The organism is Pseudomonas sp. TH04, from assembly GCF_016651355.1.
GTDB lineage: Bacteria > Pseudomonadota > Gammaproteobacteria > Pseudomonadales > Pseudomonadaceae > Aquipseudomonas > Aquipseudomonas fluorescens.
Genome location: NZ_JAEKEA010000001.1, coordinates 4,912,072 through 4,931,219, shown reverse-complemented (window position 1 = coordinate 4,931,219; position 19,148 = coordinate 4,912,072). Strand labels below are relative to the sequence as shown.

Here is a 19,148-nt window from a genome sequence, read left to right as displayed (position 1 = left end):
TCAAAAACCTTAGGCAACGGACAAGCCCAACTCGGACAACAACATCGACGCCTGGGCTTTGGAAATCACGGCGCCTTTGAACAGTTTGGCATCATTGAGGCGAAAGCCGCTCAAATCCGCGCCGCGCAGGTCGGCGCCCGCGAAATTGGCGCCGTTGATACGGGCGTGAGCGAGGCTGCAATCGATCAGTTCAGCCTTGCGAAAGTCTGCATCCGACAAGTCGCTGTCGGAGAAGTCCAGGTTATTCAGCACGGTTCGGGCAAACGACAGGCCGGACAAAAATGCGCTGTTGAGCCGGGTTTCGCTGAAGCTCAGCCCCAGCGAGGCACAGTGAGTGAAGTTGGCGCCAGTCAGCTTGCAGTGGGCAAAACTCGCCTGGGACAATTTGCTGCGCTGCCAGCGGGTGTTGTTCAGGTCACAGCTGCTGAACTGGGCTTCCAGCAGGTTCGCCGCTTCGAATACGGCGTGGGCCGCGCGGCAACGGGTCCATTGCGTGCCTTCCAGGCGCGAGCCAAGAAAAGAAGTCTGGACCAGCATGCAGCGTTCGAACACCCAATGGTCCAGCGCCATCCGCGACAAATCGGCGCCGCTCAAGTCGACGTCAATCAACCGCAACGGCCCACTGTGCTGGTCAATCAGGTCTTCCAGCTCGGAACGCTGCAAGGTGCCGCCGTCGATGTCAGTGTGCTGCATGGAGCCTCCGGGCAGGGGTCTAAGTAAAAACAGGCAGCGAGTCTAACCCGCCCACGCCCACCGAAAACCCGACAACATGCCGGGTTTTCTGTTTACGGGAAACGTCCTACTCCAGAACCGTCCGCACGGTGTTCTGAACCGTTTGTGCCTTGCGCTTGTTCTTGATCCAGTAACACAGCCCCATGAACGCCACCCACACCGGGATCGCGTACACCGACACCTGAATCCCCGGAATCATCAGCATGATCACCAGGATAAACGCGACGAATGCCAGGCAGATGAAGTTACCGTAGGGGTACCACAGCGCCTTGAACAACGGCACCTGGCCGGTGCGGTTCATGTGCTGGCGGAATTTGAAGTGGGAGAAGCTGATCATCGCCCAGTTGATCACCAGCGTGGCCACTACCAGGGACATCAGCAGTTCCAGCGCATGTTGCGGGATCAGGTAGTTCATCAACACCGCCACCAGCGTGATAGCCGCCGAGGCCAGGATCGAACGCACCGGCACACCGCGCTTGTCGATCTTCGCCAGCGCACGAGGCGCGTCGCCCTGCTCAGCCATGCCCAACAACATGCGGCTGTTGCAGTAGGTGCCGCTGTTGTACACCGACAGCGCGGCGGTCAACACCACGAAGTTGAGGATGTGCGCGGCAGTGTTGCTGCCCAGCATCGAAAACACCTGCACGAACGGGCTGCCGCTGTAGGCATCGCCGGACGCGTTGAGGCTTGCCAGCAGGCTGTCCCACGGCGTGAGCGACAACAGCACCACCAGGGCACCGATGTAGAAAATCAGGATGCGATAGATCACCTGATTGATCGCTTTGGGGATCACGGTGCGTGGCTGGTCGGCTTCGGCGGCGGTAAAACCGAGCATTTCCAGGCCGCCGAACGAGAACATGATGATCGCCATGGCCATCACCAATCCGCCCACACCGTGCGGGAAGAACCCCCCGTGGTCCCACAGGTTGCTCACCGAGGCTTGCGGGCCGCCGCTGCCGCTGACCAGCAAATAGCTGCCCAGGGCGATCATGCCGACGATGGCCACAACCTTGATAATGGCGAACCAGAATTCGGCCTCACCGAAGACTTTGACGTTGGCCAGGTTAATCAAGTTGATCAACACGAAGAACGCCGCCGCCGACACCCACGTCGGGATCTCCGGCCACCAGTAGTGCACGTATTTGCCGACGGCCGTCAGCTCCGACATACCGACCAGAATGTACAGAATCCAGCAGTTCCAGCCCGACAGGAAGCCGGCGAAACCACCCCAGTACTTGTGGGCAAAATGGCTGAAGGAGCCGGCGACCGGCTCTTCGACGATCATTTCGCCGAGCTGGCGCATGATCATGAAGGCGATAAAGCCGCAGATGGCATAGCCCAGGATCATCGACGGTCCGGCGGATTTGAGCACCCCGGCCGAGCCCAGGAACAGGCCGGTGCCGATGGCGCCCCCGAGGGCGATCAACTGGATATGCCGATTTTTCAGGCCGCGTTTCAGCTCGCCTGAAGAGGAATGGGGTCCACTCATGAAAAGGGTCTCACGCAAGGTTTGATGATGTTGAATGCACGTTGCTGCCTTGAGTCTCGACTCAAGCAGCGCTGCTCAAACCCCAGCGCAGGCACCAGGAGTACAGCGTCTTTCTAACGGTCATGCGTCACCTGTTTGTTTTTATCTGTGACGAAATCGAACCCGTCCGGCTCGTGGCCAGGCGGAGTGATCAGGGTGGGTAAACCCCGAGGTCTTGGCCTTTTGCGTAGGTACGCAAGGGGGTCACAGTAAAACGCGGCGCATTGTACACCGCTCGACAGCTTCGGGCCGACCCCGCAAGACGCCTGTGACAATCTGTCAGGCATTCCTTACAGCCTCTTACTCGTCAAGTTTTGCGCGGCTTTCTCGTAAATTAATCGTTACAGCACGGAAAATAAGCGTTACAGCCAAGCGCGGGCTGTCTGAAAACGGAAAAATGTCAGTCGGAAATTTACGGTTGGTTACCCGCTCCAGTCCGTTGTTTTTTCTGAAAAAAAGACAGCGCTAAAAAAACAGAAGAAAAAATCCAAATGAGACCGTGTCAATAAATATTTTGCATTCCGAAACACTCTCTCCTAGGTTCTTTCACTTGCCAGCGAAGCCCGTTGGCAAGCCGTTCTCAAACAACGTCCTCTAGGAGATACACCATGCAAGCACTGGAAAACGACCTGGAAACCGAACTGCAACTCGACGATTGGTTTGAAGCGCCGACCCATGAGGCCGCCGTTGAAATGATGCAAGCCGATGCCGTTGTGCCCTTTGGCACCGCGATGTGGCCTTTCTAACACCCGGCAGGCATCCGGCAGGTGCTGTGCACGGCACCTGCCCCCTTACCCAAGGCACAGAAGGACACCCGTCATGGACAAGGCCCGCGCCGTCGAACACTTTCTCTACTACCTCGCGCACCACCCGGCCCTCAACGGCCTGAGCCGCCCTACCGTGCTACTGGGCCATACCGAACGCTACGACGCCATCGCCCAGGCAATCACCCACGGCAGTGCCGCCCGATTCAATTTCCAGGTGCAGCGCCTGGACCTGGCCGCCAGCGACACCCTGGCCCAGGCCATCGAAGCCTGCGACCTGTACCTGTTTCTCTACGATTCCTCGACCCTGCCCAACCCACGCGCCGAAGGCCCGGACTTTATCCGCGCCCTGCAAGGCGTGATGGCGGAGCACTGGAAGAAATCCCTGCTGTTCAAGGATTACGGCGACTACTTCTACGACACCTTCAGCGTCGAGCCGCAGCGCATTGCCGACCTCAACGCCACGCTGATCCGCCGCATGTCCCAAGCCAACGTGCTGAGCTTTACCGACAAACACGGTTCACGCCTGGAAGCGCCGATGAGCAGCATCAAGAAGTGGACCAACATCAACGGCGTCGGCAACCACGACCTGGCACCGGGCGAGATCGCCACCCACAGCGAAGCCATCAATGGCCAGGTGCGGTTTGTCGGCACCTTCCTCAGCACCATCCCGTTTGCACGCAAATACGGCGTGCTGCAGTCACCGCTCGAACTGTGGATCGAGAATTCGACGATATGCAGCGTGGCCAGCGACGTGCCGGGGTTGGCGGATGATTTCAACAAATACCTGAATGCCAACCCGTCCAACCGGCGCGTGGAGGAATTGGGGATTGGCACCAATGAAGGCGTGAAAGACTTGTATGCGCGCAATGCCGGCTTCGAGGAGCGCCATTGCGGCCTGCACCTGGGCTTGGGTGGCGGACAGAAAGGCAGCCATCACCTGGACCTGATCTTTGCCAGCGGGGTGTTGGCGCTGGATGACAAGCCGGTGTTTGACGGTACTTTTGCGTTCTGAAAGCCGATTTCGAAATCAACAGAGATCTAAATGTGGGAGCGGGCTTGCTCGCGAATGCGGTGTATCCGCTTGCACATGCATCAACTGACACACCGTATTCGCGAGCAAGCCCGCTCCCACAGTTGATCGCATTGCAAATTCAGAGCAAAAAAAAACGCCAACCCTAAGGTTGGCGTTTTTGTGCAGCACTTACATCACTGCGGCTTCTTGCGACCAAAACCCGGGCGCTGACCGGAACCGGCCGGGGCGCCACGGCGCTTGCCCGACGGCTCGTCGGCGACCAGTTTCGGGCCGGGGCGCTTGTTCGCCGCCGGCTTGGCTGGGCGCTTGGTGCTGGCGCTGTCGGCTGGGCGATCGGATGCCGGAGCACCACGGCCTTCGCCACGGTTGCTACGGCCACCGCTTGGCGCTTCGCCACGGGCTGGACGCGGAGTGCGCGGTGCACGCTCGCCTTCCTGACGCGATGGCGCGGTTGGGCGACGCTCGCCTTCGATGTGCGGCTCACGGGAGATACGACCGCCGGTGGCCGGCGCATTCAGCGCCGGGCGCAAGGTGCGGGCAACGCGTTCGGTACGCGCCACAGGGCGCGACGATTTACGCTGCATACGCTCAAGCTTGTCTTTGCTCTTGGCGTTCATCTGCGGCATCGCGACCGGCGTCAGGCCAACTTCAGCGCTGAGGATGTCGACTTCGTACTGGCTCATTTCGCGCCAGCGGCCCATCGGCAGGTCGGAGTTCAAGAACACCGGGCCGAAACGCACGCGCTTCAGGCGGCTGACCACCAGGCCCTGGGATTCCCACAGGCGACGGACTTCACGGTTACGGCCTTCCATCACCACGCAGTGGTACCAGTGGTTGAAACCTTCGCCGCCGGGCGCCTGCTTGATGTCGGTGAACTTGGCCGGGCCGTCTTCAAGAACAACACCGGCTTTCAAGCGCTCGATCATCTCGTCATCGACTTCCCCACGTACACGCACCGCGTATTCACGGTCCATCTCGTAAGACGGGTGCATCAGGCGGTTGGCCAACTCACCGTCGGTGGTGAACATCAGCAAGCCGGTGGTGTTGATGTCCAGACGACCGATGTTGATCCAACGGCCTTCTTTGGGCTTGGGCATCTTGTCGAACACGGTCGGACGGCCTTCCGGGTCGTCACGGGTACAGATCTCGCCATCGGGCTTGTTGTACATGATGACGCGGCGCACCGATTCGGCGGCCTCTTCACGCTTGATGACCTTGCCATCAATGGTGATTGCATCGTGCAGGTCGACGCGCTGGCCAAGGGTGGCTTCAACGCCGTTGACCTTGATGCGCTTCTGGGTGATCCAGGCTTCGACGTCGCGGCGCGAGCCCACGCCGATACGTGCCAGCACCTTTTGCAGTTTTTCGCCTGCTGGGCCGATTTCCTGGCTGTCGTTCTGGTCTTGGTCGTTCATCTTAAGCACCTCCCGGTGGGTCGATTCAGGCGTGGCCTGAAGAGTGTTGAAAGCGGGGCTTTGGGCGAATACCTCGCCAAAGGGTCGCGAATCATACGCGCATGGCGCGCGTTGCGCATCAGAGACTAGTCGATTAAGCCGTTGTCATTTGCTTTTCCGCCGACCGGTGGCGCCCAGCGCCAGCAAGCGCAGCTCGGCTTCGGCCAGAACCGTGCGTTTGTCGACCTTGTCGAGTTTCTTCCAGGCGCGGATCTCACGCTTGCTGCGGCCGCACCCGACGCAGATGTCATCGCTGAACTTGCAGATACTGATGCAGGGGTCTTTGGTTGAACTCATTTGAATCCTCCCAGGCAACGGGTTTTCTGTGGGAGCTGGCTCGCCTGCGATGGCGTCACCTCGGTGAAACACAAAGACCGAGTCGCCTGTATCGCAGGCAAGCCAGCTCCCACATTTTGATGCGGCGTCAGTCTTCGAACTGACGCCGCTCGGCCTCGATGGCCTCAGCCAACGCCCGGGCTTCGTCTTCCTCGTCGCTCAACGGCGGTTGTTCAAGGGCGGCGACGGCAGCCAGGAGTTTCTCACGGGCCTCAGCGACACCGAGGATGTCTTCCTCAGGCTCAGGCTCAACTTCAATGTCGACCTCAGGCCCGGGCTCAGACTCAACTTCAATGTCGACCTCAGGCACCGTTTCAACGTTCACCTGGGTTTCAGGCTCGGCAGCGCCATCACGCAGCAAGTCGTCGAAGTCGGTCTTGATGCCCTGCTCCATGTCGTCCAGTTCCAGCAATAAGGTATGGAAGCTGGTTTCGTCCTTGGGTTCCTCCGGCTCGGCCGTGGCGTCGGCGAGTTCCTGCAGGCTGGCGGGCACCGGCGCGTCGTCGAAGTCCAGCACCGGGTCCGGCTCCATCTCGCGCAGCTCAGCCAGGGGCGGCAGGTCATCGAGGTTTTTCAGGTTGAAGTGGTCGAGGAACACTTTGGTGGTGGCGAACATCGCCGGTTTGCCGGGCACATCACGGTAGCCGACGATGCGGATCCACTCGCGCTCCAGCAACGTTTTGACGATATGGCTGTTGACCGCCACGCCACGCACATCCTCGATCTCGCCGCGTGTGATCGGCTGGCGATAGGCAATCAGCGCCATGGTCTCAAGCATCGCCCGCGAATAACGCTGCGGGCGTTCTTCCCACAAACGGCCGACCCACGGGGAAAACTTCTCACGGATCTGCAGGCGATAACCCGACGCCACTTCGCGCAGCTCAAAGGCACGGCCGTCGCAGGACTTGCGCAAAATCTCCAGCGCCTTCTTGAACACCGGCGGCTCGGGCCGCTCGGCCTCTTCAAAAAGTTCGAACAAGCGCTCCAGGGATTGCGGTTTACCCGAGGCCAGAAGAAAGGCTTCCAGCAACGGGGCCAGTTCGCGGGGTTCAGTCAAATTCATCGATTCAGCTCTTTATTCGGCTCGCGCCCGCACGTGGATAGCCGCAAAAGGCTCATTCTGGACCAGCTCGACCAAGGACTCCTTGACCAGTTCGAGGATCGCCATAAATGTCACCACGACCCCCAGGCGCCCCTCTTCTTTGGTAAACAGCTCAACAAACGGCACAAAGCCGCCGCCCTTGAGGCGTTCAAGCACATCACTCATGCGCTCACGGGTCGACAAGGCCTCGCGGCTGACCTGGTGGCTTTCAAACATGTCGCCACGGCGCAATACCTCGGCCATCGACATCAACAACTCTTCCAGGCTCACGTCCGGCAACAGCTTGCGCGCCCGCGCTTCCGGGGCATCAAGCTTGGGCACCACCACATCACGGCCGACGCGGCTCAAGCCGTCGATGCCTTCGGCGGCGGCCTTGAAGCGTTCGTACTCCTGCAGGCGGCGGATCAGTTCGGCGCGCGGGTCGTCTTCTTCCGCTTCGATGGTTTCCGAACGCGGCAACAGCATGCGCGACTTGATCTCGGCCAGCATAGCGGCCATCACCAGGTATTCGGCGGCCAGCTCCAGGCGCACCGACTGCATCAGCTCGACATAGCCCATGTATTGGCGAGTGATTTCCGCCACCGGGATGTCGAGGATATTGATGTTCTGCTTGCGGATCAGGTACAGCAGCAAGTCCAGCGGGCCTTCGAAGGCTTCCAGGAAGACCTCCAGGGCGTCCGGCGGGATATACAAATCCAGCGGCATTTCCATGACCGCCTGGCCGTAGACCATGGCGAAGGGCAGTTCCTGCTGGGCACCGGCCTGGCTGTCGACGGTTTCCACGACCGCCATTCAGGCCTCGACCATGAAGGGCGTCGGGTCGCCACAGCCGACACGCACCACTTCCGGTTCGCCGTCAGCCAGGTTGATCACAGTGGAGGCCTTGTTGCCGCCGTAGCCGCCATCGATGATCAGATCGACGTGTTTTTCCAGCAGGCGCCGCATTTCGTAAGGGTCGTACAGCGGCTCGGTTTCACCGGGCAGGATCAACGACACACTCATCAACGGCTCGCCCAGCTCAGCGAGCAATGCCAGCGCAATCGGGTGCTCCGGCACCCGCAAGCCGATGGTGCGCTTCTTCGGGTGCAACAGCAGGCGCGGCACTTCGCGGGTGGCATTTAGAATAAATGTGTAAGGCCCCGGCGTGTGGGCCTTGAGCAGGCGGAACGTGCCGGTGTCGACCTTGGCGAACAGGCCCAACTGGGACAGGTCGCTGCAGATCAACGCGAAGTTGTGGTTCTTGTCGAGGTCACGCAGGCGCCTGACCCGTTCAACCGCGCTTTTGTCGCCGATCTGGCAACCAATGGCGTAGGACGAATCCGTTGGGTAGATCACCACGCCACCGGCGCGAATAATCTCCACTGCCTGTTTAATCAGGCGCGCTTGAGGGTTTTCCGGATGAATCTGGAAGAATTGACTCACGTGTTCTACCTGTTCAGACGGTGGCAATAATGGGGTCATGCTTGAATCGCCCCCACAAGAGCGGCAGGTCGTCCGGGACGGGGCGATATTCGCCAATCTCGGACCAACCGCCTGGGCCATGAAAATCACTGCCGGCGCTGACCAGCAGACCAAATTCGCGGGCAAGAATCGCCAGGCTACCCACCTGTTCGGCGGGTTGATGGCCGTTGACCACTTCAATTGCGTGGCCGCCCGCTCCAATATAGTCGGCAATCAGCTTGCGGCGCTTGCTGCGGGTGAAATCGTAATGCCAGGGATGCGCCAGGCTGACCCAGGCTCCAGAGGCCCGCAGGGTTGCAACGGTGTCTTCCAGGGTCGGCCAGTGTTGCTTGACGTCACCCAACTTGCCGGCCCCCAGCCACTTGCGGAAGGCTTCGGCGCGATCTTTGACAAAACCTTCACGCACCATCCAATCGGCAAAATGCGGCCGAGCCGGTGCATTACCGCTGTCGCCGAGCTCTTGCTGGATGGCGCGGGCGCCGTCCAGTGCATTGGGCATGCCTTTAAGGCCGAGCTTGCGGCTTATTTCTTCGGACCGCAGCCAACGGCCATCGTGCAATTGGGCGATGGCCTCGACCAACGGCGGGGCGCTCTGATCGAAACCGTAGCCGAGCACATGAATGGTGGCGCCGCCCCAGGTGCAGGACAATTCCACGCCATTGACCAGTTGCATGCCCAGTGCATGAGCCGCCTCGCGGGCTTCATCGAGGCCCTCGAGGGTGTCGTGGTCAGTCAACGACAGGACTCGCACGCCTTTTTCAAACGCACGCGCAACCAGTACCGCGGGCGCCAGGGCGCCGTCGGAGGCCGTGCTGTGGCAGTGCAAATCAACATTCACGGGAGTGTGTAACCTCAAGTCAGCTGGCGCTTTCGCTACCAAGGATGTTTGTTATTATGCCGCCACATCCAGCTTCTGGCTCTTACTGTGAAACAATTCATCGACTTCATCCCGCTGTTGCTGTTTTTCATCGTTTACAAACTCGACCCCAGGGTCATCGATCTCGCCGGCCATGAGCTGACAGTCGGGGGCATCTACAGTGCCACCGCCGTGTTGATCATCAGCTCTGTCGTGGTCTACGGCGCCATCTTCATCTCCCAACGCAAACTCGAAAAAAGCCAATGGCTGACCCTGGTCGCCTGCCTGGTCTTCGGTAGCCTGACCCTCGCCTTCCACAGCGAAACCTTCCTTAAATGGAAAGCCCCGGTGGTGAACTGGCTGTTCGCCCTGGCGTTTATCGGCAGCCATTTCATCGGTGACCGCCTGTTGATCAAGCGGATCATGGGCCACGCACTGACCCTGCCGGAACCGGTGTGGACACGTTTGAACGTGGCCTGGATCGTGTTTTTCGTGTTTTGCGGCGCCGCCAACCTGTTTGTCGCCTTTACCTTCCAGGACTACTGGGTCGACTTCAAGGTGTTCGGCAGCCTGGGCATGACCGTCTTGTTCCTGGTCGGCCAGGGTATCTACCTGTCGCGCCATCTGCATGACACCGACCCTACCACGCCAAAAACCGAGGACTGACATGCTCTACGCCATCATTGCTACCGACGTTGCCAACTCGCTGGAAAAACGCCTCTCCGTGCGCCCGGCCCACGTTGAACGCCTGAAACAGCTGCAAGCCGAAGGCCGTATCGTGCTGGCCGGCCCGCACCCGGCAGTGGACAGCAATGACCCGGGCGACGCCGGTTTTACCGGCAGCCTGATCGTCGCCGAGTTCGCGTCGCTCGCCGAGGCCCAGGCCTGGGCCAAAGCCGACCCGTATGTGACGGCGGGCGTCTACGCTGACGTGGTGATAAAGCCGTTCAAGCAAGTCCTGCCTTAACCAAACTTTCTTGAGCCCGAGCGCGCCGAACCAATTGCGTTCGGCGCGCTCCTAATGGCTCATTATTCTCGGTAACCTGCCGACAACGTTCTGAATATTCGTGTGGAATCAGGAGTTCCGATGCGCTTACGTCAGTTGGGTTTGTTGGCAGTGTTAATGATCGGGGCAACCGCCCACGCTGAAGAGACCTCGAACACCGGCAGCTCCACGCCCCTGTCCTTGAGTGCCGGCAGCCAGATCACCGAGTTGCAGCAACGCTTGAAAGAAAGCGAACGACTGCGTGAAGAACTGAGCAAACAACTGCAAAGCGCGGATACTGCTCGTGAAAGCGCCCAACTGAGTCGCTTGCGTCAGGAGAACCAACGCCTGGCCCAGCAACTCAAAGAAACACAAGGCGGCGCCTTGAACCGATGGCTGACCGAGCAACAGCAGTGGTTTGTCACCGGCGGCGCCGTTGCACTGATCGCGTTGCTGTGCGGGATCTTCGCCAGTGGTGGGCACCGTCGCCGTCGACAATGGCTAAATTGAGTGAGTCATGAGCGAGCTGTTACTGATAGATGATGACCAGGAGCTCTGTGAGCTGCTGACCAGTTGGCTAAGCCAGGAAGGTTTCCAGGTGCGCGCCTGCCATGACGGCTTGAGCGCCCGCAAAGCCTTGGCCGACAGCGCCCCCGCGGCGGTGGTGCTCGACGTGATGCTGCCCGATGGCAGTGGCCTGGAGCTGCTCAAACAATTGCGCAGTGACCACCCGGAATTGCCCGTGCTGATGCTCTCGGCCCGTGGCGAGCCGCTGGACCGGATCCTCGGCCTGGAACTGGGCGCGGACGATTACCTGGCCAAGCCCTGCGACCCACGCGAGCTGACCGCCCGCCTGCGCGCCGTGCTGCGCCGCAGCCACCCGGCTGCCGTGTCGAGCCAGTTGGAACTGGGTGATCTGTGCTTCAGCCCGGTACGTGGCGTGGTCACCATCGATGAGCAGGAGTTTGCCCTGACCGTTTCCGAAAGCCGCCTGCTGGAAGCCTTGCTGCGCCAACCCGGCGAACCGCTGGACAAGCAGGAACTGGCGCAGATCGCCCTCGGCCGCAAGCTGACCCTTTACGATCGCAGCCTGGACATGCACGTCAGCAACCTGCGCAAGAAAATCGGCCCGCACCCGGATGGCCGGCCGCGCATCGTGGCATTGCGCAGCCGGGGCTATTACTACAGCCGCTGAAATCGGGAGCCTGGGGCTCCCGGTTTTGTCAGTTCACCCCAAACCCCTCTTTACCCAAGCTTTACCGTCCCCTGACCGCCGCTGACCTTGATCTCCGTAATCTACTCACATCCGGACTCACCGGAATAGAGACAGGAGAATCACCATGCGCAAGACCCTTATCGCTCTGATGTTCGCCGCTGCCCTGCCGACCGTTGCCATGGCCGCAATGCCAGAAGGCCCAGGCCCGATGGGCGGCCCGGAAGGCCACATGATGGGTGGCCCGGGCCACGGCGGTGAACACGGTCCGCGTGGCAAAGGCGGCCCCTTCAGCCAACTGGACCTGACCAAGGAACAGCGCGAGCAAATCGGCAAATTGATGGGTGACCAATGGCACGCCCGCAAAGACCTGGTCAAAAAGTACCTGGACAAGCTGCCGGCCGCTGACCAGAAAGCCATGCAGGATGAAATCGCCGCCGGCAAACAGAAAACCCAGGCAGACATCCGTGCCGTGCTGAAACCCGATCAACAGAAGAAATTCGACGAGATCGTCAAGAAACAGGCCGAGCGCCGTGCCGAGTGGAAGGAATTCCAGGCCTGGAAAGCGCAACAGCCGCAAAAAGCGCAATAATGCTCTAGCGTTACCTCCCCAGCCCAGTGGCCCTCGCCGCTGGGCTTTTCCTGTTTGAGGGTTTCCTGTGCGTTCATTGTTCTGGCGCATCCTGGCCAGTTTCTGGCTGGCCATCGCCTTGGTTGCCGGGTTGTCGATCCTGCTTGGGCATATGCTCAACCAGGATGCCTGGATTCTCAGCCGCCACCCCGGCCTCAACAACCTGGCCGAAGAGTGGACCCAACTCTACGAAGCGCAAGGCGAAGACGCCGCCCAGGACTTACTGCAACAGCGCAAGCGCCAGTATCACATCGACGTGCAAGTGCTGAATGAAAGCGGCGAGCCGGTAGTGCGTGGCACCTTCCCGAAGCGCGCCGCCGCCTTCGAAGCTCGGCAGAATGACAGCAAGGACGGCCACCTGCCCTGGCGCCGGCTGACCGCCGAGTACACCAGTGAAAAAACCGGCGACACCTACCTGCTGATCTACCGCATCCCGCACCCGGAACTCGACGAATGGCACCGCAACAGCCTGACCTGGCCGTTGAGCGCGCTGGCAATTGCGCTGGTGGTGCTGACGCTCTTCAGTTTGCTGGTGACACTGTCCATTACCCGCCCGCTCAGCCGACTGCGCGGCGCGGTGCATGACCTTGGCCAGGCCACCTACCAGCAAAACAGCCTGGCGCGGCTGGCTAACCGGCGCGATGAGTTCGGCGTACTGGCCACTGACTTCAACCGCATGGGCGCGCGCCTGCAAAGCCTGATCGGCAGCCAGCGTCAGTTGCTGCGGGACGTGTCCCACGAACTGCGCTCGCCCCTGGCCCGCTTGCGCATCGCCCTGGCCCTGGCCGAGCGCGCCAGCCCCGAAGAACGCGAAAAACTCTGGCCACGCCTGACCCGCGAATGCGACCGCCTGGAAGCGCTGATCAGCGAAATTCTGGTATTGGCCCGCGTCGATGCCGACAACGCCAGTGCCGAAGAGGTGGACCTCAACCCCCTGCTCAAAACCCTGCAAAAGGACGCCCAGCTCGGTGCGCCCGACCAGGTGGTGCAGCTGTCGGCCGACAACGAGCTGCACCTCAAGGGCTGGCCAACCATGATCGAACGCGCAGTGGATAACTTGCTGCGCAACGCCCAACGTTTCAACCCGCCGGGCCAGCCGATTGAGTTGAAGGCCCAACGCCAGGGCGAGCGCATTCTGATCAGCGTGCGCGACCATGGCCAAGGCGTGGACGCCGAACACCTGAGCCAACTGGGCGAACCGTTCTACCGCGCGCCCGGCCAGACGACCCAAGGCCACGGCCTGGGCCTGGCGATTGCCCGTCGTGCGGCAGAGCGCCATGGTGGCAGCCTGATACTGGCCAATCACCCCGACGGCGGGTTTATCGCCAGCATCGACCTGCCGCTGGTGCCCGGGGTTGTCACACCCGTGTGAGGATCTTCTATAGTGGCCCTTCTCTTACGGAGGGCCTTTGATGACTGACCTGCTGACTCCCATCCAAGCCGCACTCGATTTACCGCACGTCGCGCTGACCTTCACCGAAGCCGGCGCCCTGCCCTCGACGTTCGCCGTGACCGAACTGGCCTGCGCCAGCCTCGGTGCCGCCGGCCAAGCCGTTGCCCAACTTATCCAGCAACAGACCGGGCGCTTGCCCAGCGTCAGCGTGGACCGACGCCTCGCTTCCTTCTGGTTCTCGTCGTCGATTCGCCCGGTGGGTTGGCAACTGCCGCCGCTTTGGGACCCCGTGGCCGGCGACTATGCCTGCGCCGATGGCTGGATTCGTCTACACACCAATGCGCCCCATCACCGTGCCGCCGCCGAGCGCGTGCTGGGCAAGGTCAATGACCGCGCCAAGATGGCCAACCATGTCGCGCCGTGGAACGCGGCAGAACTGGAACAGGCGATTGTCGATGAAGGCGGCTGCGCAGCGCAGATGCGTTCGTGGCAGGCCTGGCAGACTCATCCGCAGGGGCTCGCGGTCAATGCAGAGGACCTGGTGCAGCGCCGGACCTTCGACGCCACGGCCGACAAACCCTGGCTCGGCTCCGTGGCGCGGCCGTTGGCCGGCATCAAGGTGCTGGACCTGACCCGCGTACTGGCGGGCCCCGTGGCCAGTCGTTTCCTCGCTGGCCTTGGCGCCAATGTGCTGCGCATCGACTCACCCAGTTGGAACGAGCCGGGCGTGGTGCCGGAAATGACCCTGGGCAAACGCTGCGCTCGCCTTGACTTGAAACGCCCCGCAGACCGGCAGATTTTCGAACGCCTGCTCAAAGAGGCCGACATCCTCTTCCACGGCTACCGCGCCGATGCCCTGGAGCAGCTCGGCTACTGCGCCGATGACCTGCAAACCCTCGCGCCCGGTTTGATCGACGTGAGCCTCAATGCCTACGGCTGGAGCGGCCCGTGGCGTAATCGTCGCGGCTTCGACAGCCTGGTGCAGATGAGCAGCGGGATTGCCAACGCGGGCATGGCCTGGAAACACTCGGATATACCGGTGCCGCTGCCGTTGCAGGCGCTGGATCACGCCACCGGGTACTTGATGGCGGCCAGTGCGATTCAGGCGTTGAGCGAGCGGCTGAAATCCGGGCGTGGCGGTTCGGCACGGTTGTCGTTGGCGCGCACCGCGAAGTTGTTGGTGGAAGCCGGCCAAGTGCCGGAGCAACCGGGGTTGCGGGCTGAAGAAGCGGGTGATCAGGGCGTGGTGGTGGAGCAAACGGCCTGGGGCCAGGCCCATCGTTTGCTGGCGCCGGTGACCATCAGTGGCACACCGTTACAGTGGGACCTGCCGGCGGGGGAATTGGGCTCGCACCGGCCGCAGTGGTGATTTGAAAAGCGCTTTCGCGAACAAGCCCGCTCTCACATTTTGACCGTAGTCCAATGGATGTACGCGGTCACTGTGGGAGCGGGCTTGCTCGCGAACAGGCCCTGGCGGCCACCCTCAATCCGCCCGACTCAACGACGTCCACAAATGCTGCGCGGCATACGCCCTTAACGGCCGCCACGCCTCAGCCCGCGCCAACAACGCGCGCGCGGTGACCGGCCCACCTTCCAACGCCGCCAGCGCATTGATCAACCCGATATCCCCCGAGGCAAACGCGTCCGGCTCGCGCAACTGGCGCATGGCGATGTACTGCGCGGTCCAGTCGCCGATTCCCGGCAACGCCACCAGCCGCGCCACGCCCTCCTTGAGGCTGGCTTTGGGGGCAAATAACTGCGGGTCATCCAATAAAGCCTGGGCCACACCCGACAAGGTGCGCCCGCGGGCCTTGGGCATGCCCAACGTCGCCAGGTCCGCCGCTGCCAACACGTCAGGCGTTGGGAACACATGGGTGATACCGGCGTGTGGCGTGTGCAGCGGCTGGCCATACTGCGCCACCAATTTACCTGCCAGACGGATTGCCGCTACCACGCTGATCTGTTGGCCCAGCACCGCGCGAATCGCCAGTTCAAGGCCGTCCCACGCCCCTGGAACCCGCAGGCCAGGACGGCCAGCCACCAGCTGCGCCATCAACGGGTCGGTGGCCAGTTGCGCCTGGATCAACTGCGGCTGGGCATCCACATCGAACATCGCCCTCAAGCGCCGCTCAATCTCGGCAAGCGCGGCGGTGTCAGGAAACTCGACGTCGACCTCCAGCCAATCCCCGACGCCCGGCGCCACACTGATCCAGCCATGGGAACCCGCAACACTGATGCTGCGCCGATACACCCCGGCCTCGACGATCTCCAACCCGCTGATTGCCCGCCGGGATAAAAAGCCCACCATCGCCGCCCAATCATAGGGAGGCTGATACGCCAGTCTCACAACGACAACACCCCGCTGTACAGCCCATACGCCGCCAGCCCAGCGCCCGCGACCACGCAGCTGAAAATGCCTTTTTCCATGTGGGTAAACAAGGGCTGGCCCTGCTCGCGCTTGGCCAGGGCAAATAGAATCACTCCGGGCGCGTACAGCAGTGCTGAAAGCAGCAGGTACTTCAAGCCTCCGGCGTACAGCAGCCATACCGCGTAACCAAGGGCAATCAGGCTGACCAGCACATCCTTGCAGCGCTGGCGGGGGGCGCCGTCATAGGTTTCGCCGCGCCCACTCAACAGCAGCGCGTAGGCCGCCGACCACAGGTAGGGCACCAGAATCATCGACGAGGCCAGGTAGATGAGGTTGGTGTAAGTGCTCTGGGAGAACAGCGTGATGACCAGGAACGCCTGGATCATCAGATTGGTCAGCCACAGCGCGTTGACCGGCACCTGGTTGGCATTTTCCTTTTTCAGAAAGGCCGGCATGGTGTTGTCATGGGCCGTGGCGTAAAGAATTTCTGCGCACAGCAGCGCCCACGACAGCAAAGCCCCCACCAACGACACCGCCAGGCCGATGCTGATCGCCACCGCGCCCCACGGACCGACGATGTGTTCCAGCACACCTGCCAGGGATGGGTTCTGCAATTGCGCCAGTTCCGGTTGGCTCATGACCCCCAACGACAGCACATTGACCAGCATCAGCAGCGCCAGCACCCCAAGGAACCCGATCACCGTGGCGCGGCCGACATCCGAGCGCTTCTCGGCCCGCGCCGAATACACGCTGGCGCCCTCAATGCCGATGAATACGAACACGGTGACCAGCATCATGTTGCGCACCTGATCGACCACGCTGCCGAACTGCGGGTTGCCCAGGCCCCAGATATCGCGGGTGAAGATATCGGCCTTGAATGCCACGACCGCAATCACGATAAACATCAGCAGCGGCACGATTTTCGCCACGGTGGTGATCTGGTTGATGAACGCTGCCTCCTTGATGCCGCGCAGCACCAGAAAATGCACGGCCCACAGCAACAGCGAGGCGCAGCCGATGGCGACCGGCGTATTGCCCTGGCCAAACATCGGGAAAAAATAGCCGAGGGTGCTGAACAGCAGCACAAAGTAACCGACGTTGCCCATCCACGCGCTGATCCAGTAGCCCCAGGCGGATGAGAAGCCCATGTAGTCGCCAAACCCGGCTTTGGCATAGGCATACACGCCGGCATCCAGTTCGGGTTTGCGATTGGCCAGGGTCTGGAACACAAAGGCCAGGGTCAGCATGCCGACGGCGGTGATCACCCAGCCGATCAACACGGCGCCGACTCCCGCGCGCTCGGCCATGTTTTGTGGCAAGGAGAAAATCCCCCCACCGATCATCGAGCCCACCACCAGGGCGATCAGCGCGCTGAGGCGGAGTTTCTCGACCGATTCAGACATCACAACTCCTACACAAATAATAAATTGAGCGAACAACCGTGTACTCAACTAATTAATTCAGCGAGTGCAGCGTTTATTTAAGACGGCAATAAAACTCCCAGGCTCATACCATAACGGCATGACAGTTTGTAAAGTTTAGGTTTATTTAAAATTTAAACACGCCAACCTTTGGCCTCCCATTTAGCGCGTTTTCCGGCATTAAGTGGAAAAGTTTGCACATTCTGCAAAACGGACTAGCTTCAAACGTCCACGCCATGGGCCAAATCATTATTCATAACGGAGAGACCGCTCTAGAAAGCGTCTTTCCGAGCATACACCTGCTCAGGCGTTTCCTCCTTAAGTCATTAATTCACAATGGAATGTGCCAATGACGTGATCTAAGTCAGCTGTTTGATCAGCGCACAGATTTATTCTGTGGTCTCTCTTCTCCTGCATTGGAGTCACGCAATGTCTGACACTCCCGGAAAACTCCGATTAGGCGCACTGGTCGCACTGGTCGTGGGCTCAATGATTGGTGGCGGAATTTTCTCTCTGCCGCAAAACATGGCGGCCAGTGCCGATGTCGGCGCGGTGTTGATCGGCTGGGTAATTACCGCCATCGGCATGCTGACCCTCGCGTTCGTGTTCCAGACCCTGGCCAATCGCAAGCCTGACCTCGACGGCGGGGTGTATGCCTATGCCAAGGCCGGTTTCGGCGACTACATGGGTTTCTCGTCCGCCTGGGGCTACTGGATCAGCGCCTGGCTGGGCAACGTCGGTTACTTCGTGTTGCTGTTCAGCACCCTCGGTTACTTCTTCCCGATCTTCGGTGAAGGCAATACCCCGGCAGCCGTGATTGGCGCCTCGGTGTTGTTGTGGGCCGTGCACTTTCTGGTACTGCGCGGCATCAAGGAAGCGGCGTTCATCAACCTGGTGACCACCGTCGCCAAAGTGGTGCCGCTGGTGCTGTTCGTGTTGATCGCTGTGTTCGCGTTCAAGCTGGACATTTTCACCGCCGACATCTGGGGCCTGAAAAACCCGGACCTGGGCAGCGTGATGAACCAGGTGCGCAACATGATGCTGGTCACCGTGTGGGTGTTCATTGGCATTGAAGGCGCGAGCATCTTCTCGGCGCGAGCCGAAAAACGCACCGACGTCGGCAAGGCCACCGTGATCGGTTTTATCACCGTGCTGCTGTTCCTGATGCTGGTGAACGTACTGTCCCTGGGGATCATGACCCAACCGGAACTGGCCAAGCTGCAGAACCCGTCGATGGCCGCCGTGCTGGAGCATGTGGTGGGCCACTGGGGCGCGGTGCTGATCAGCGTCGGCCTGGTGATTTCCCTGCTGGGTGCCCTGCTGTCGTGGGTGCTGCTGTGTGCGGAAATCATGTTCGCCGCCGCCAAAGACCACACCATGCCGGCCTTCCTGCGTAAGGAAAACGCCAACCATGTGCCGGCCAACGCCCTGTGGCTGACCAACGCCATGGTGCAGATTTTCCTGGTGATCACGCTGTTTTCCGCCAGCACCTACCTGTCACTGATCTACCTCGCCACCTCAATGATCCTGGTGCCTTACCTGTGGTCGGCGGCGTACGCCCTGCTGCTGGCAGTACGCGGCGAGACTTACGAAAACGCCCTGCGCGAACGCAAGAAAGACCTGTTCATCGGCGCTATCGCGTTGATCTACGCGGTCTGGCTGCTCTACGCCGGTGGCACCAAGTACCTGCTGCTTTCTGCCCTGCTGTATGCCCCCGGCGTGATCCTGTTCGCCAAGGCCAAGCATGAGCTGGGCAAACCGATTTTCACCAACGTCGAGAAGCTGATATTCGCCGCGGTAGTCGTTGGCGCCCTGGTGGCAGCCTACGGGCTCTACGCCGGCTTCCTGACACTGTAATTGTTCTCACT

General features: G+C 60.9%; 20 protein-coding genes. 10 read left to right on the top strand and 10 right to left on the bottom strand.

The features are described 5' to 3' along the window. Positions 1–9: 9 nt before the first annotated feature. A complete protein-coding gene (locus JFT85_RS22190) occupies positions 10–693 on the bottom strand; it encodes a pentapeptide repeat-containing protein (RefSeq protein ID WP_053257715.1) in 684 nt (227 codons plus the stop codon). 106 nt (positions 694–799) lie between these two features. Further along, positions 800–2,221, bottom strand: a complete 1,422-nt coding sequence (locus JFT85_RS22185) for an amino acid permease (protein WP_069552076.1) — start codon at positions 2,219–2,221, stop codon at positions 800–802. A gap of 647 nt (positions 2,222–2,868) precedes the next feature. On the opposite strand from JFT85_RS22185, the gene JFT85_RS22180 reads away from it, so the two are divergent. Further along, positions 2,869–3,006 (top strand): hypothetical protein, encoded by a 138-nt coding sequence (locus JFT85_RS22180; RefSeq protein WP_003175756.1) that lies wholly within the window; start codon positions 2,869–2,871, stop codon positions 3,004–3,006. Positions 3,007–3,079: 73 nt separating this feature from the next. Beyond that, complete coding sequence (locus tag JFT85_RS22175) at positions 3,080–4,039, top strand: leucyl aminopeptidase (protein WP_187601446.1); 960 nt, start codon at positions 3,080–3,082, stop codon at positions 4,037–4,039. A gap of 194 nt (positions 4,040–4,233) precedes the next feature. On the opposite strand, the gene rluB is transcribed toward JFT85_RS22175, so the two are convergent. From rluB to JFT85_RS22145, 6 genes are all read right to left on the bottom strand, one after another. Beyond that, complete coding sequence (gene rluB / locus JFT85_RS22170) at positions 4,234–5,475, bottom strand: 23S rRNA pseudouridine(2605) synthase RluB (protein WP_053257718.1); 1,242 nt, start codon at positions 5,473–5,475, stop codon at positions 4,234–4,236. A gap of 144 nt (positions 5,476–5,619) precedes the next feature. After that, on the bottom strand, positions 5,620–5,811 hold the full coding sequence (locus JFT85_RS22165) for a DUF1289 domain-containing protein (protein ID WP_005790815.1): 192 nt from the start codon (positions 5,809–5,811) through the stop codon (positions 5,620–5,622). A gap of 127 nt (positions 5,812–5,938) precedes the next feature. Further along, a complete protein-coding gene (gene scpB / locus JFT85_RS22160; RefSeq protein ID WP_053257719.1) occupies positions 5,939–6,913 on the bottom strand; it encodes an SMC-Scp complex subunit ScpB in 975 nt (324 codons plus the stop codon). 12 nt (positions 6,914–6,925) lie between these two features. Beyond that, positions 6,926–7,624 (bottom strand): segregation and condensation protein A, encoded by a 699-nt coding sequence (locus tag JFT85_RS22155; RefSeq protein ID WP_169875663.1) that lies wholly within the window; start codon positions 7,622–7,624, stop codon positions 6,926–6,928. Positions 7,625–7,744: 120 nt separating this feature from the next. Next, entirely contained in the window at positions 7,745–8,374 is a 630-nt protein-coding gene (locus tag JFT85_RS22150; RefSeq protein ID WP_053257721.1) for an L-threonylcarbamoyladenylate synthase, read from the bottom strand. Positions 8,375–8,387: 13 nt separating this feature from the next. After that, a complete protein-coding gene (locus JFT85_RS22145; RefSeq protein ID WP_073638162.1) occupies positions 8,388–9,251 on the bottom strand; it encodes a PHP domain-containing protein in 864 nt (287 codons plus the stop codon). 87 nt (positions 9,252–9,338) lie between these two features. Between JFT85_RS22145 and JFT85_RS22140 the strand changes: the two genes are divergently transcribed. The 7 genes from JFT85_RS22140 (at position 9,339) to JFT85_RS22110 (ending at position 14,860) form a co-directional block, all read left to right on the top strand. Then, the gene (locus tag JFT85_RS22140) at positions 9,339–9,935 is read left to right on the top strand and encodes a septation protein A (RefSeq protein ID WP_053257723.1); all 597 of its coding nucleotides are present in this window, start codon (positions 9,339–9,341) and stop codon (positions 9,933–9,935) included. A 1-nt stretch (position 9,936) separates the two neighbouring features. Then, positions 9,937–10,236, top strand: a complete 300-nt coding sequence (locus JFT85_RS22135) for a YciI family protein (RefSeq protein ID WP_073638163.1) — start codon at positions 9,937–9,939, stop codon at positions 10,234–10,236. Positions 10,237–10,356: 120 nt separating this feature from the next. After that, a complete protein-coding gene (locus tag JFT85_RS22130) occupies positions 10,357–10,764 on the top strand; it encodes a translation initiation factor 2 (protein WP_053257725.1) in 408 nt (135 codons plus the stop codon). Positions 10,765–10,771: 7 nt separating this feature from the next. Continuing rightward, on the top strand, positions 10,772–11,449 hold the full coding sequence (locus tag JFT85_RS22125; protein ID WP_053257726.1) for a response regulator transcription factor: 678 nt from the start codon (positions 10,772–10,774) through the stop codon (positions 11,447–11,449). 145 nt (positions 11,450–11,594) lie between these two features. Further along, positions 11,595–12,059, top strand: a complete 465-nt coding sequence (locus tag JFT85_RS22120) for an LTXXQ domain protein (RefSeq protein WP_053257727.1) — start codon at positions 11,595–11,597, stop codon at positions 12,057–12,059. Positions 12,060–12,126: 67 nt separating this feature from the next. Next, the gene (locus JFT85_RS22115; protein ID WP_053257728.1) at positions 12,127–13,470 is read left to right on the top strand and encodes a sensor histidine kinase; all 1,344 of its coding nucleotides are present in this window, start codon (positions 12,127–12,129) and stop codon (positions 13,468–13,470) included. 40 nt (positions 13,471–13,510) lie between these two features. Next, complete coding sequence (locus tag JFT85_RS22110; RefSeq protein WP_201230415.1) at positions 13,511–14,860, top strand: CoA transferase; 1,350 nt, start codon at positions 13,511–13,513, stop codon at positions 14,858–14,860. 114 nt (positions 14,861–14,974) lie between these two features. Here the strand turns inward: JFT85_RS22110 and JFT85_RS22105 are convergent, their stop codons facing one another. Both JFT85_RS22105 and arcD (JFT85_RS22100) read right to left on the bottom strand, forming a co-directional pair. Next, positions 14,975–15,838: an AlkA N-terminal domain-containing protein gene (locus tag JFT85_RS22105; protein WP_201230407.1), complete on the bottom strand. Its 864-nt coding sequence runs from the start codon at positions 15,836–15,838 to the stop codon at positions 14,975–14,977. Further along, complete coding sequence (arcD, locus tag JFT85_RS22100; RefSeq protein WP_053257731.1) at positions 15,835–17,262, bottom strand: arginine-ornithine antiporter; 1,428 nt, start codon at positions 17,260–17,262, stop codon at positions 15,835–15,837. The genes JFT85_RS22105 and arcD (JFT85_RS22100) overlap by 4 nt, the downstream gene beginning before the upstream one ends. Positions 17,263–17,709: 447 nt before the next feature. Here arcD (JFT85_RS22100) and arcD (JFT85_RS22095) point away from each other — a divergent pair, with 447 nt between their 5' ends. Then, a complete protein-coding gene (gene arcD / locus JFT85_RS22095) occupies positions 17,710–19,137 on the top strand; it encodes an arginine-ornithine antiporter (RefSeq protein ID WP_053257732.1) in 1,428 nt (475 codons plus the stop codon). Positions 19,138–19,148 lie beyond the last annotated feature (11 nt).